The 13,538-nt window shown below is 58.0% G+C and carries 15 protein-coding genes; 5 read left to right on the plus strand and 10 right to left on the minus strand.

What is annotated here, in order from left to right:
• Positions 1-3: 3 nt before the first annotated feature.
• From PG871_RS13385 to mazG, 5 genes are all read right to left on the minus strand, one after another.
• Complete coding sequence (locus PG871_RS13385) at positions 4-1,413, minus strand: protein adenylyltransferase SelO (RefSeq protein ID WP_270730076.1); 1,410 nt, start codon at positions 1,411-1,413, stop codon at positions 4-6.
• 57 nt (positions 1,414-1,470) lie between these two features.
• Positions 1,471-1,923: a GNAT family N-acetyltransferase gene (locus PG871_RS13390; protein WP_270730077.1), complete on the minus strand. Its 453-nt coding sequence runs from the start codon at positions 1,921-1,923 to the stop codon at positions 1,471-1,473.
• On the minus strand, positions 1,920-2,861 hold the full coding sequence (locus PG871_RS13395) for a nucleoside hydrolase (protein WP_270730079.1): 942 nt from the start codon (positions 2,859-2,861) through the stop codon (positions 1,920-1,922). Before PG871_RS13395 ends, PG871_RS13390 begins: the two co-directional genes overlap by 4 nt.
• A gap of 234 nt (positions 2,862-3,095) precedes the next feature.
• Complete coding sequence (locus PG871_RS13400; RefSeq protein WP_270730080.1) at positions 3,096-4,109, minus strand: Fe(3+) ABC transporter substrate-binding protein; 1,014 nt, start codon at positions 4,107-4,109, stop codon at positions 3,096-3,098.
• 119 nt (positions 4,110-4,228) lie between these two features.
• Positions 4,229-5,050 carry a nucleoside triphosphate pyrophosphohydrolase gene (gene mazG / locus PG871_RS13405; RefSeq protein ID WP_270730081.1) on the minus strand — a complete coding sequence of 274 codons (822 nt, stop codon included), beginning with the start codon at positions 5,048-5,050 and terminating at the stop codon, positions 4,229-4,231.
• 63 nt (positions 5,051-5,113) lie between these two features.
• On the opposite strand from mazG, the gene PG871_RS13410 reads away from it, so the two are divergent.
• Together PG871_RS13410 and PG871_RS13415 are read left to right on the plus strand one after the other, a co-directional pair.
• A complete protein-coding gene (locus tag PG871_RS13410; RefSeq protein WP_270730082.1) occupies positions 5,114-6,277 on the plus strand; it encodes a M20 aminoacylase family protein in 1,164 nt (387 codons plus the stop codon).
• 210 nt (positions 6,278-6,487) lie between these two features.
• Complete coding sequence (locus tag PG871_RS13415; RefSeq protein ID WP_333559675.1) at positions 6,488-6,892, plus strand: DUF1499 domain-containing protein; 405 nt, start codon at positions 6,488-6,490, stop codon at positions 6,890-6,892.
• On the opposite strand, the gene PG871_RS13420 is transcribed toward PG871_RS13415, so the two are convergent.
• Positions 6,815-7,123, minus strand: a complete 309-nt coding sequence (locus tag PG871_RS13420) for a hypothetical protein (protein WP_270730084.1) — start codon at positions 7,121-7,123, stop codon at positions 6,815-6,817. The two genes, PG871_RS13415 and PG871_RS13420, sit on opposite strands and share 78 nt — an antisense overlap.
• Positions 7,124-7,184: 61 nt before the next feature.
• On the opposite strand from PG871_RS13420, the gene prfA reads away from it, so the two are divergent.
• The 3 genes from prfA to PG871_RS13435 all read left to right on the plus strand — a co-directional run bounded on the left by prfA (position 7,185) and on the right by PG871_RS13435 (position 9,893).
• On the plus strand, positions 7,185-8,234 hold the full coding sequence (gene prfA / locus PG871_RS13425) for a peptide chain release factor 1 (protein WP_270730086.1): 1,050 nt from the start codon (positions 7,185-7,187) through the stop codon (positions 8,232-8,234).
• Positions 8,231-9,067, plus strand: a complete 837-nt coding sequence (prmC, locus tag PG871_RS13430; protein ID WP_333559676.1) for a peptide chain release factor N(5)-glutamine methyltransferase — start codon at positions 8,231-8,233, stop codon at positions 9,065-9,067. Before prfA ends, prmC begins: the two co-directional genes overlap by 4 nt.
• 226 nt (positions 9,068-9,293) lie before the next feature.
• The gene (locus PG871_RS13435) at positions 9,294-9,893 is read left to right on the plus strand and encodes a DUF4167 domain-containing protein (RefSeq protein ID WP_270730087.1); all 600 of its coding nucleotides are present in this window, start codon (positions 9,294-9,296) and stop codon (positions 9,891-9,893) included.
• 102 nt (positions 9,894-9,995) lie between these two features.
• Here PG871_RS13435 and PG871_RS13440 read toward each other — a convergent pair whose 3' ends face one another.
• The 4 genes from PG871_RS13440 to PG871_RS13455 form a co-directional block, all read right to left on the minus strand.
• Entirely contained in the window at positions 9,996-10,370 is a 375-nt protein-coding gene (locus PG871_RS13440) for a hypothetical protein (protein ID WP_270730089.1), read from the minus strand.
• A 48-nt stretch (positions 10,371-10,418) separates the two neighbouring features.
• Positions 10,419-11,261 carry a 16S rRNA (adenine(1518)-N(6)/adenine(1519)-N(6))-dimethyltransferase RsmA gene (gene rsmA, locus PG871_RS13445; protein WP_270730090.1) on the minus strand — a complete coding sequence of 281 codons (843 nt, stop codon included), beginning with the start codon at positions 11,259-11,261 and terminating at the stop codon, positions 10,419-10,421.
• 76 nt (positions 11,262-11,337) lie between these two features.
• Positions 11,338-12,309, minus strand: coding sequence for a 4-hydroxythreonine-4-phosphate dehydrogenase PdxA (gene pdxA, locus PG871_RS13450; protein WP_270730092.1), 972 nt, complete (start codon positions 12,307-12,309; stop codon positions 11,338-11,340).
• Positions 12,306-13,538, minus strand: coding sequence for a peptidylprolyl isomerase (locus PG871_RS13455; protein ID WP_270730094.1), 1,233 nt, complete (start codon positions 13,536-13,538; stop codon positions 12,306-12,308). The genes pdxA and PG871_RS13455 overlap by 4 nt, the downstream gene beginning before the upstream one ends.

Raw genomic sequence — 13,538 nt, forward strand, 5'->3', positions numbered from 1 at the left:
CCCTTAGGTGCCGCAAAATGTTTGGTGCACGCGCTCAGTATCCATGGGCGGGCGTGTCAGATCGGCGAAATCGCCGGGATCGGTGAATGGCGTGGCGAGGGCTGCCATCAAACGTTCGAAAGGCGCCATGTCACCCTCGACCGCGGCAGCAATCATTTCTTCGATGCGGTGATTGCGCGGGATGAGCGCCGGATTAGCCGCCCGCATTGTCGTTTGTGGATCGTTTGGCTCGGACTGCAAGCGGTCCTGCCAACGCCGTTCCCAAGCCCCAAAGGCCTCGCGATCAATCAATTGATCACTTGCCGATCCAGCGGACAAAGATCTAAAAGTATTGGTGAAATCGGCGCTATCTTTGGCCATGAGGTCAAGCAGGTCGTCGATCAGTGCCTGATCACCTTCGCGCGCATCCGTTAGGCCAATTTTGGCAGCAAAGAGCCGTGTTTGGTGGGACCTGATTTGATTTGGCATATCGTGCACAAGGGCGGTGAATGTCTCTACGGCGGCCTCTCCGTCAGGCATCAAGGGCACCAGCGTTGTGGCCAGTTGCGCCATATTCCAAACGATGATTTCCGATTGATTGTCAAAGGCATACCGCCCGTTTCTGTCAATTGAGGAAAACACCTGCATCGGGTTGTAGCCATCCATGAACGCGCAAGGGCCATAATCAATGGTTTCGCCCGATATGGAACAATTGTCGGTGTTCATAACGCCGTGGATAAAGCCGACCGACATCCACCGCGCGATCAGTTCAGCCTGTGCCGCGATGACGGCCGCGAGGAATTCCGTGGGCGTTTGCGCGTCTGGATAGTGGCGGGTGATCGCGAAATTCATAAGAGTTTCAAGGCCCTCGACATCTTTTCGAGCGTAAAGCGCTTGAAAAGTACCGACACGTAAGTGGCTGGACGCCACGCGGGTCATAACGCCGCCCGGCAAGGGTCGTTCTCGGAAGACATCCTCGCCTGTGGACACGGCAGCCAAAGCGCGGGTTGTGGGAATGCCAAGGGCGTGCATTGCTTCCGATACCACATACTCGCGCAAAACCGGTCCAAGCCAGCTTCGGCCATCGCCGCGTCGTGAAAAAGGCGTGGGGCCAGATCCCTTTAGCTGTATGTCGTAACCGTTTGATTCACCTAAGAGAACTGCGCGCCCATCACCCAACTGTGGGTTCCAGTTTCCGAACTGATGGCCCGAATAGAGTTGCGCCAAAGGTTCGGCGCCGTCCGGCACGACAGAACCGGAGAACACTTGCGCAAGCCGGGTGGTGTCATCCGTGCCGGTGATGCCCAGAGATGCCGCGAGAGGCGCGTTAAAGGCCAGTAACTTGGGCGCGCGAACAGGTGTCGGGGCTTGCTGTGCAAAAAAGCGTTCCGGCAGGCGGGCGTAGGTGTTGTGAAACGGTATATAAAGGCTCATTCCCCCAAGATACGGGCGAATTCGGGAATTGCCAGAGCTGCTTTGATCACGTCGGGGTCAGGACAGTTTGCGGGTCATCAGCATGTAGCGATCACGCGGCTTGAACCCTGCGCGCAGATAGAGTTTCTGCGCCTTTTCATCGGACCGATCGACTTCGAGATGAAGGGCGCAAACGTCAACATTTTCAAGCGCTTTGGCGAGGCCAATCAACGCTTCGGTCGCCATTCCGCGACCCCGGACGGTGGGACGAATGTAGACTTCGTCGATGAAGGCATCCATGCCACCAAATTCCACGGACCACCCAAAAGTGACAACAATATATCCAACTGGGGCGCGGCGCGGGCCGAGCAGGTAGGCCGCGCCATAGGGCGAGCCATGCAGGAGCGGTAGAAGCCCCGCGATGCGGCTGTCGGTGTCCGATGCGATCTGCATCTCGGTATGGAAGGCCTCAACAAGCGGCTCGAGCTTGACGAAATCGGCTTCGTTCGCGAGATGCAGCGCGGTTGTCATAGGCGTGCAAGCCTTTCAGTTAAAAGGGAAAAGAATCCATCTGCGTCCAAGTCACCAATGAAGAGGGCGTTGGGCGTACGGTCGGTTACGCCCCACCAGTCGGCGACGGTCATGCCAAGGGTCAGGTCGGATTGGGTTTCCACTTCCACGTTCACGTGCCGTCCTTTGAACAAGTCAGGCGCAATCAGATAGGCCGTAACGCAGGGATCATGCAAAGGTGCGCCTGCGGATCCGTACTTCTCCTTGTCGAATCTTTCAAAGAAATCAGTCATTTCGGCAACTGCGATACCAACGTTTGTGCCTATGGCACGGAAGGCGTCGTTGCGTGGTTTGGTGACAAGCGCTTTGTGGGTCACGTCGAGGGGCATGACCACAATCGGGACGCCGGATTTGAACACGACATCGGCGGCTTCGGGATCAACGTAGATGTTGAATTCTGCCGCTGGGGTGATGTTGCCAACCTCAAAATATGCGCCGCCCATTAGAATTATTTCCTGAACCTTTTCAACAATATCTGGCGCCTTGTTGAAAGCGGTCGCGAGGTTGGTCAAAGGGCCGAGAGGGCACAGGGTTACCGTCCCTGACTCTTCGGCACGCAGGGTATCGATGATAAAATCTACGGCGTGTTGATCTTGAAGTGGCATGGTCGGGTCAGACAGCGTCGGACCGTCAAGGCCGGTTTTGCCGTGCACGTGCTCCGCAGTGACCAGTTTGCGCGTCAAGGGTGCGCCGCAGCCTGAAAAGACCTTTGTTTCAGGTTTCCCCGCTAACTCACAGACAATGCGCGCATTTTTCTGTGTCAAAGGCAGCGGAACATTGCCCGCGACGGCGGTGATACCCAAGACATCGATGTCTTCGGGGCTGGCGAGCGCAAGCAGGATGGCGACGGCGTCGTCTTGTCCGGGGTCAGTGTCGATGATGATCTTGCGCGGGCTCATGGGCCTCTCCTTGGTGCCTGTTGGTCGTTTGTGACGGCGCAGGGTGGCAAGGGCAAGCGGTGATGTCTAGCCATCAGGCGGGGTTTCGCGCAATTTATTTTATCAATCGGTCAGAAATGAGAAGTCTGTATCCCGTCGGTTTTGCGTCGGTATCGCGACGGTGTGAATTTCTGAACCGCGCACAAAAAAAGGCGGCCCGCTTGGGCCGCCTTTTACATTGGTTGGTTTGGTCGCTTAGCCGTCGAAGTCAACTTCTTCGGTGATTTTCAGAGCGTCGGAGCGGTGACCTGCGAGGGTCATCAGGTTCACGTCATCTGCGGTGAAGTCACCCCAGCCAGTGACCAGAGCGTCTGCTTCTGTGCCCGGTGCGATCGGGTATTCGAAGTTGGCTTTGGCGTAGATTTCCTGTGCCGCTGGCGAGGTCAGAAATTCCATCATCCTGACGGCGTTTTCCTTGTTCGGCGCGGATTTGGTCAAAGCAACGCCAGAGATGTTGACGTGCGTGCCTTTGCCTTCGAATTCGGGGAAGACGATGCGCACGCTGTCGGCCCATTCTTTCTGTTCGTCATCAGACAGCATTTTGCCCATGTAGTAGGTGTTGCCGATCGAGATGTCGCATTCGCCGGCCCAGATCGCTTTGACCTGTGCGCGGTCGTTGCCTTGTGGCTTGCGGGCGAGGTTGGATTTCACGCCTTCGAGCCAGGTTTTCGCGCCTTCGACACCGTGGTGTTCGATCACGGCGGAGGTCAGCGCCACGTTGTAGGCGTTGGTGCCGGAGCGGGTGCAGATGCGACCGGCCCATTTTGGGTCTGCCAGATCTTCGTAGGTGGTGACTTCGCCATCAGCTACGCGATCTTTGGAGGCGTAAACGATGCGGGCACGGGTGGTGAGGCCGAACCAGTGGTTGTCGGGGTCACGGTACTGTGCAGGCACGTTTGCGGTGATGGTGTCGCTTTCCATCGGTTGGGTCAAACCCGCGTTCACAACGGCCGCCAGACGAGAGATGTCAACGGTCAGGATCATGTCGGCTGGGGAACGGGAGCCTTCGGCCTGCAGACGCTCGACCATGCCTTTTTGCAGGTAGGCGACGTTCACTTTGATGCCGGTTTCGGCTGTGAACGCATCGGTCAGCGGTTTGATCAGCTCGGGCTGGCGGTAGGAATAGACGTTGACTTCTTCGGCCATGGCGGGCGCGGCAACGCTGGCTGCGGCGGCAAAAAAGATCGACGTAGAAAGAATTTTGGTCATGTCACACTCGCGGTGGATGTTTCGATGCCAGCCTTAAATCTGAGTTTTTTTATCGGGTCAATACCTGAATATTTTGTTCAGGTTTATTTTCGAAGACCAAAATGCTGCTCATGGAGCACCTAGTTCCTTTGCTTTTCTTCAATTTTCACTTCATCCCAAAGGGCGTCCATTTCGGCAAGGTCACTGTCTTCGGGCCGTTTTCCACGTTCGGCGAGCTTGGCCTCGACGCCTTCGAAGCGGCGGGTGAACTTTGCATTGGTGGCGCGCAAGGCGGCTTCGGGTTCGATATTCAGATGCCGCGCGAGATTGGCGATGACAAACAGCATATCGCCGAACTCTTCTTCGACCTCGGTTTGGGTGAGTTTTTCACGCGCTTCGGCCAGCTCTCCAGCTTCTTCGACGATTTTGTCGACCACTTGTGAAATATCGGGCCAGTCAAAGCCCACGCGCGCGGCGCGTTTTTGCAGTTTCACGGCACGCAACAGGGCTGGCAGGCCAAGGGCTACGCCATCCAACGTGCCTGATTGTGCCTTTGAGGCGCGTTCGGCGGCTTTGACGGTTTCCCAGTCGCGGGTTTGTTGCTCGGCTGATTTATCGCGGTTCTCATCGCCAAACACATGCGGGTGACGGGCGACCATTTTGTCCGACATTGTGTCGGCGACCTGATCGAAGGTGAACAGGCCGCGTTCAGATGCCATTTGGGCGTGAAACACAGACTGAAACAGCAGATCACCCAACTCGCCTTTGAGTTCGTCCCATGCTTCGCGTTCAATTGCGTCGGCGACCTCGTAGGCCTCTTCGATCGTGTAGGGGGCGATGGTGCCGAAATCTTGTTCAATGTCCCAAGGGCAGCCCGTTTCGGGATCGCGCAGGCGCCTCATGATCTCTAAAAGGCGCGGCATTCCACCGTTGGGATTTAGGATTAAGGGGTCATCGGCCATTGCAGAGGGCTCCGGTTTTTGGTTTGGGTAGAGGTGAACGAATATTCAGAGAGGTGTCCACCCATGCCAGTTGTTAACCGTATTGCCGATTATGCGGACGAAATGAAGGGGTGGCGTCGGCATTTGCATGCGCATCCGGAGTTGGAGTTTGACTGCCATGAGACTGCGGCCTTTGTGGTGGCACGTCTGAAAGAGTTTGGCGTGGACGAGATCCACGAGGGCATCGCTACGTCTGGTGTGGTGGCAATCATCAACGGGCAAGGCGAGGGGCCAACGGTTGGATTGCGCGCGGACATGGATGCGCTGCCGATGGATGAGGTGTCCGGCGTGGAATACGCCAGCGAAGTTGAAGGACGCATGCATGCCTGTGGGCACGACGGGCACACAACGATGCTGTTGGGTGCGGCGAAGTATCTGGCGGAGACGCGCAAATTCTCGGGGCGCGTTGCATTGATGTTCCAGCCTGCTGAGGAAGAAGGCGGCGGTGGCGAAGTCATGGTTCAGGAAGGCGTCATGGACAAGTTTGACGTCAAAGAGGTGTATGCGTTGCACAATGTGCCGGGCATTCCGTTTGGCGAATTTCACACCAAGCCCGGCCCGATCATGGCGGCGGTAGACACGTTCACGATCAACATTCAGGGCACGGGCGGCCACGGCGCCTATCCGCAGGATACCGTTGATCCGGTGGTTGCCGCAGTGGCGATGGTCAATGCGATCCAGACAATCGTGAGCCGCAACCACGACACCCGCAACGAGGCCGTGGTGTCCGTGACGCAAATCCATGCGGGCTCGGTGAGCAATGTGATTCCCGATTTGGGCATGATCAATGGCACCATTCGCACCTTTGACAAAGACGTGCAGACGATGATTCACCGCCGTTTGAACGAGATTGTGACAGGGACCGCGGCGGCCTACGGGTTGAAGGCAGAGCTTGATCTGGATGTGAATTATCCCGCGACCGTAAACAGCGAAAAGCAGACGGCATTTGCAGCAGATGTAGCGCGCGACATTGCCGGTGAGGGCGCGGTGAACGACGCACAGGATATGGAGATGGGGGCCGAGGATTTCTCTTACATGCTGGAATCGCGGCCGGGGTCGTATTTGTTCCTTGGTGCCGGAGAGGGTGCCGGGTTGCACAATCCTGCATTTGATTTCAACGACGACGTTGCCCCGATCGGCGCGTCGTTCTTTGCGCGGTTGGTGGAAACCGCGCAACCGCTGAAATAGCGTTCTGATTGCGGGCGGATATCGGATCAGTCGCCCGCGATTTCATCTCTTGTTCACAAAACGCTATGCAGGGCGGTCTATGAATGTTAGGCCGCCCGCCATTGTGCACAGAAAGTGTTTTTGATGCGGATGCGCCGGACGGACGTAATGACAAGAAGGACAGGCTTTGTCAGAGCGACTGCGGTAAGGTGCACATGAGGGATGAAAAGAATGACTATAATAATTGTGGTTTTGGTGCTGGGCTTTGGCCTATTGGCTTATGTACGGCTGGCGCCAAGCGATACCGCGCGCTGGCATGCGGCCAAAGATATCACCAAGAACAGCGACGGGCAGAACAGTGCGCGCCGGTTGGTGGATGCGGGACCGGATGGGTTGGCAAAGCTGGCAAAGGTGGCTTTGAGCGACCCGCGCACCGTGGTGCTGGCTGGATCGGTTGACGAGGGCATGATCACGTTTGTGTCGCGCACGCGCATGGTGGGCTATCCCGATTTCACAACGGCTCGGATGCAGGGCGATCAGCTGGCGATTTTTGGACGCTCACGATTTGGTCGCAAGGATTTCGGTGTCAACGCTGCGCGTGTGGATCATTGGATTGCGGCTTTGACCGCCGATTAGGCCTGAGCTGAGGCAGCCGGGTGAGATTTCGCGCCACATCGGCACGTTCAGCGACATCTGACATTGCGCCATAAACATGCGGCCATCTACCTGAAGGCAGATGGTTTCGCCAACCTCGATGCGTTGGCCTTTGCTGTCGGTGCAGTAGCAATCAACAGGGACGCCGTTGATAAACCCGTCGGCAAAGACGGGGGCGGCAAAGGTGCACAGGATTAGGGCCAAGCGTTTCATAGTCGTAGTTTACAGCAAAGCGCGGGCTTGACCAAACCCGCGGATTGTCTCAGGTAGCGGCATGGTTCCTTTAGAACGACTTGAACAGATCACCCGGCGGTTTGAATTTCTTGAAGCGCAGATGGCAGAAGGCAGCGGCGATATTTCGGCGTTGGCCAAAGAATATGCCGACATCAAGCCTGTGGTGGAGCAAATCCGGGCGTATCGGCGGTTGCTGATCGACATTGATGACGCCGAAGATATGCTTGGCGATCCGGATATGAAGGCGCTGGCCGAAGAAGAATTGCCGGAGCTGAAGGCTGCGTTGCCTGATGCAGAGCACGCATTGCAGTTGGCTTTGCTGCCCAAAGACGCGGCGGATGCGCGGCCGGCGATCCTTGAGATCCGCCCCGGGACAGGTGGCGATGAGGCGGCTTTGTTCGCGGGTGATTTGCTGCGCATGTATCAGCGCTATTGTGAGACGCGCGGCTGGAAGCTTGAGATCCTTGAGGAAAACGCCACAGAGCTTGGCGGTATCAAAGAAGTTGTGGCGCATATCAAAGGCGAAAATGTCTTTGCGCGCATGAAATTTGAAAGCGGTGTGCATCGGGTGCAACGCGTGCCAGCCACAGAAAGCGGCGGGCGCATTCACACGTCGGCGGCCACTGTGGCGGTGTTGCCCGAAGCCGAAGACGTGGACGTGCAGATCGACGCGCAAGATATCCGCATTGATACGATGCGCGCATCTGGATCGGGTGGGCAGCACGTGAACACCACCGATTCCGCAGTGCGGATCACCCACTTGCCAACGGGCATCATTGTGGTGAGCTCGGAAAAGTCACAACACCGCAACCGTGAGATTGCGATGCAGGTTCTCAAGACCCGCCTGTTTGATCTGGAGCGGCAGCGCATCAATGATGAGCGTGCGGCGGATCGGGCCGGGCAGGTGGGGTCGGGTGACCGCTCTGAACGCATTCGGACCTACAACTTTCCGCAAGGCCGCATGACGGATCACCGGATCAATCTTACGCTTTATAAGCTGGATCAGGTGATGGCAGGCGATCTGGATGAAACCATCGATGCGCTGACCGCGGATGCGCAGGCCACCGCGTTGGCGGAGATGGAGGCGTGAACCTGACCATCTCGGATCTGGTGGCGCAGGTTGCGGGATCCTTGACGGCGGCAGGGATCGATGGTGCGCCGCGCGAAGCGCGACTTTTGGTGGCGTATGTGACCGGCGTGCCGTTGGCCCGGTTGACGCTGGAAATCGGGCAGGCGGCCTCGTCACAGCATCAGGAGGCGTTGCTGCCTCTGGTGGCTCGGCGTATGGCGCGGGAGCCTTTGTCGCATCTTTTGGGGCGACGGGCGTTTTATGCACATGAGTTCAAGGTCACTGCCGACACGCTGGATCCGCGACCTGAGACAGAAACTTTGGTTTCTGTGGCATTGAGAACGCCGTTTTCGCGTGTGTTGGATTTGGGTACGGGCTCTGGCGCGATTGCGATTTCGTTGCTGGCGGCGCGGCGCGAGGCGCAGGGCGTGGCAACGGATGTGTCCAAAGCTGCCTTGAAGGTAGCGAGAGAAAACGCCGAGACCATTGGCGTTGCGGATCGGCTGGAGTTCGTGCGCAGTGACTGGTTCTGCGAGGTCTCTGGAGACTTTGATCTGATCGTATCAAACCCGCCTTATATCGCGCTTGATGAGATGGCCGGATTGGCGCCGGAATTGGCGTTTGAGCCGCGCATGGCCTTGACCGATGAGGGCGACGGGTTGGCGGCGTACCGCGTCATCAGCGCAAGTGCTGCGACGCATCTGAGCGAAGGCGGGCGTTTGATGGTGGAAATCGGCTGGCAGCAAGGGCCTGCTGTGGCGGCATTATTTGCGGAGGCGGGGTTGCAAGATGTGGAAATTCTCAATGATTTGGACGGGAGAAACCGCGTTGTTTGTGGTGTAAATCGCCATTGATTGTGGTTTTGCGGCCAATTTTTTCGGTTTCACGTAAGATAGATGCATAATAAGCCTTGTCTCGCGCGCGTTAGCGTTCTACGAATATCGCGTCTGATCGGTGGATGCCCATAACGGGCGGTCCCGGCGGACACCAAGCCAGAAATCGTCGCAACCGGAATTCAGAGCGCAAGAGGCGTAAAACGGGTTAGCGACCGCAATTGACCAAGTCTGGATTGCAAAGAATATGAGATCTTCTAAGTCCCGTTCGCGGAACAAAGGCAACCGCAACAACCGTCCCTCCGGCAATATCGTCAACCGTGTGTTTGACAGCTCCGGCCCTGAGGGCAAGGTGCGCGGTACCCCGCAGCAAGTTATAGACAAATACAACCAGTTGGCGCGCGACAGCCAGTTGGGCAATGACCGTGTTGCCACTGAAAACTTTCAGCAGCATGCGGAGCATTATCAACGCATGCTCAACGAAGCACAGCGCGAGCAAGACGCGCGCCGTGAAGAGCAGGAACGCCAGAACCGTGAGCGTCAGCAAGACCGTGATCGCGAGCGGCGTGAGCGTATCGAGCGCCAAGAGCGTGAAGGCAACAACGGTGGCGAGAAGGCACCTCAGGCGCCTGCGCATGCACCCGTGTCGGCGGACCCTTCGGAATCCGATCAACCTGATGTGATTGGTGAAGTGGCAGACAGCGGTTTGGTGGAAACGCCCGAGACCGCCCCCGAGGCGCCAAAGCCGAAGAAGCCACCACGCAAGCGCAGCCCGCGCAAGAAGCCTGTTGAGGCCGCGCCTGTTGAGGCTCCGGCCCCTAGCGAGGACAGCTCAGCGGCAGAGTGATCTGAGTGCAGACCTAGATTTTTGAGAACCCCGAGGCGTTGCCTTGGGGTTTTTTGCGAGTCGGGGGTAGCGGGCTTTGGCAAGGCGCCATGTGGCCAATGATTAATAGGTGCGGCGCAAACGCCTTAGCGAGAGCGCCGCCATACCCCAGAAAATCAGAATGAATTGGGATTCCGGATCGCCGAACATCATGAAAACATCAGAGGCACAGTCCAAGGAAATGAGCCAGATAGCAAATGCTGCACTCAGAGAAGCGAAAATGAAGAAAACAATTTCGAATGTGCTTGGAACGGCGCGGACACGCGCAAGCCTTAATACAAGGGGAACAACAAAGGTTATGAGTAGTAAGAACTCCACGCCGGCATCGCTTCCTGAACTCAAAAGTTCACGACATCGGGTGATTTGTGTATTGGGCATCTTTGATAGCCAATATGGAAAGTCCTCAGGGAAAAATCCGATCACGGACAAGAGTGTCATTTGGACACAATAGACGCCGTTCAAGATCCTCGCGTGAAGATGCATGTCTCAGTCTTTTTCAAACGTCCGTGCCAAGGCGCAGAATTGCTCCAAACCCACTTGTTCGGCGCGATCTGTGGGTTTGATGCCTGCCGACAAAAGGCGATCTTCGATGTCGGGGGCTTGTCCCTTGAGAGAGCCGCGCAGCATTTTGCGACGCTGGTTGAAGGCAGCGGCCACAAGGCGTGAGAGGATCGCGGGATCGGCCGGATAGCGCGGTTCGGGCAGGGCGGTCAGATGCACAACGGCGGAATGCACTTTGGGTGGCGGCGAAAACGCCTCGGGCGGCAGGGTCATGACGATTTTGGCGTCCGCGCGCCATTGCGCGAGCAGAGCAAGGCGACCGTAGGCTTTGGAGCCGGGGGTGGCGATGATGCGTTCTGCGACCTCGCGTTGGAACATCAGGGTTAGGCTTTGCCAATATGGCGGCCATTGTTTGGGCGTAAGCCAGCGCACCAGAAGTTCGGTGCCGACGTTGTAGGGCAGGTTGGCGGCGACGCGGATGGGGGGCGTCAGGTGGCTGAGCGGATCGATCTCCAGCGCGTCGCCGTTGATGACTTCAAGCTGACCGGGATAGGCATCAGCAATCTCGGCCAGCGCGGGCATGCAGCGTTCGTCTTTTTCAATCGCCAGCACTTTGCGCGCGCCTTCGGCCAAAAGGCCGCGCGTCAGGCCACCGGGGCCGGGACCGATTTCAAGGATGTCGCAATCGGAAAGCTCGCCAGCACGGCGGGCGATCTTGGCGGTCAGGTTGAGATCCAGCAGAAAGTTCTGGCCCAAAGATTTGCGCGCAGACAAGCCGTGTGTGGTGATCACCTCGCGCAGAGGGGGAAGATCGTCGATGGCGCTCATGTCGGGGCCTTTGGGTTTTGGCGGCTGCGCCGCGTTTCTGTGCCTCCGGCGGGGATATTTCGGGCAAGAGGAAGCGTCAAGCGGTGCTGGCCATCCTCCAGGCCAAGCGCAGGGCTTCGATTGTGCTTGTGGGGTTGGCGATGCCTTGGCCTGCGATGTCAAACGCAGTGCCGTGATCGGGCGAGGTGCGAATGAAGGGCAGACCAAGCGTGACGTTCACGCCGCGGTCAAAGTCCAAGGTCTTGATCGGGATCAGCGCCTGATCGTGGTAGGCGCAGATGGCAGCGTCATAGCGCGCGCGCGCCGCCGCGTGAAACATGGTGTCGGCGGGAAGGGGACCGGCGAGGTCATAGCCTTGGGCCTGCAATTCTTCGATGACTGGCGCAATGATGCGGGCGTCCTCAAGGCCCATGGCACCGCCTTCGCCCGCGTGAGGGTTCAGACCAGCGACCGCAAGGCGGGGATTTGCAATGCCAAATTGGGTGCGCAGACCTTTGGCGGTGATGCGAATGGTGTCGCGCAAAAGGTCCGGGGTGAGCGCGTCTGGAACGTCGGCCAGCGGAATGTGGATAGTTGTCGGCACGACACGCAACTGATCTGAGGCCAGCATCATCACCGCGTTATCAATTCCGCCTAGATGCGCGAGGAACTCGGTGTGGCCGGGATAGGGGAAGTCGGCCCCGTCCTTGAGCGCTTTCTTGTGGATCGGCAACGTGCAGATCGCGCTCGCCGCGCCGGACATAGCAAGGTCCGTGCCACGGCGGATTGCGGTGATGATGTGCTTGGCATGGGTCGCGTCAGGCACACCAGGCATGCGTGGCGCGGCGAAGTCCTGTGCTAGAACGGGTAGCGCGGAGGGCATGACGCCAGCGGCCTCAGTCGGCGATGCGATTACCTTGCAAGGCACGGCGCCCGGCAGGTGAGCAGGATCGCCAATCAGGAAAAAGCTCATGTCCGCTTTAAGGGCGTCCCAAGCTTTTTCGATGATGTCCAAACCAATGCCCGCGGGCTCTCCGCAGCTGACGGCGATAGGCGCGGGCGAGGTCATTTCTCGACGATGCGGGCCTCTGCGCGCAGCTGGCTGAGGAAGCTTTCGGCATAGTTCTCCAGACGCTGGGTGCGCAGGGCATTGGCCACATCTTCGCGTGAAAGTTCTTCGCCAAGGTCGGCGGTGCGGCCGCACAGCATCAGCATAATAAGCGACTGCCCGTTGGCGGTGGTCAAAGCGGTGGAGATTTCGTGATCGTCCATCTTGGCAAGCTCAAGTGCGATGTCACGGGGAACCTCGCCCATAGCCTGAGATTGGCGGTCCAGAAGTTCGGCCGGTTGATCTTTATTGATGCCGTAAAGGTCGTCGCAGCGGTCAACGCGGTTGGCAATATCGGTGGCCTTGGCCAGATTTTCCGGCGTGCGCCCGCCGGGCAAGTAGTACATGGCGTAGTCGATCTCGGAATAGCGCGGCGCAGGGCGGGCGGATTCCTCGACGCGCCGCATCTGAAATAGTGCCACGGCGTTTGGCAACTGCACGGGGGCGGTGACTTCGCCTGGCGACAAGGCCGCGATTAGCGGGCGCAGCTGCGGCGGTAGTTTTGTGACCGACATCCATTCGATGCGGCCGCCGTTGTCCTTTGTGGGCGCACCGGAATAGGCGCGGGCCGCGTTTTCGAAGTCGTCAAACGAGCGGATGTCGGACAGTTGGTCGGCGAGCGACATGACCTGCGCCTGATTTTGCGGGGTCAGCGGAATGACGATTTCGCTGAGCAATACGCGAATGCCGCCGGCGCCGGTGCTAGACGCCACAGCGCGGTCGATTTCTTCTTCGGAAATTTGAACGCTGCCACCAAAACGTGATTGTACGTAGCCGCGCCAAGTGATGCCCGAGATAATGAAATCGCGCATGGTTTCTTCGTCGATGCCCTCGCCAGCCAGTGCCTTGAGCATGGCATCAGGTTCCATGTTCACCCGCTGCGCAAATTCGGCAAGTCCGGCCTGAATGCCTTCGTCAGTGGCCTGAATGCCAAAAATCCCTGCGGCCTGAAGTTTTAGTCGGTCATCAATCAGTTGTTCCCGGGCGGTTTCGATGGTGTCGCCCGCGGTGTTCATCACGACCAGAAGGCGCGCGCGTTGATCGATTTCATACGCGGTGATGACGCCGTCATTGACGGTGATCGCCGGGGAAAACGCGCCTTGAGCCAGAGCTGGCGCGACCAGTCCGAGAGCAGTGTATGCCGTCACGGTGGCGGAAAGTGCGAAGCGTTTGATAAGGCACGATGTCAT

The organism is Shimia sp. Alg240-R146, from assembly GCF_947331465.1.
Classification (GTDB): Bacteria; Pseudomonadota; Alphaproteobacteria; order Rhodobacterales; family Rhodobacteraceae; genus Shimia.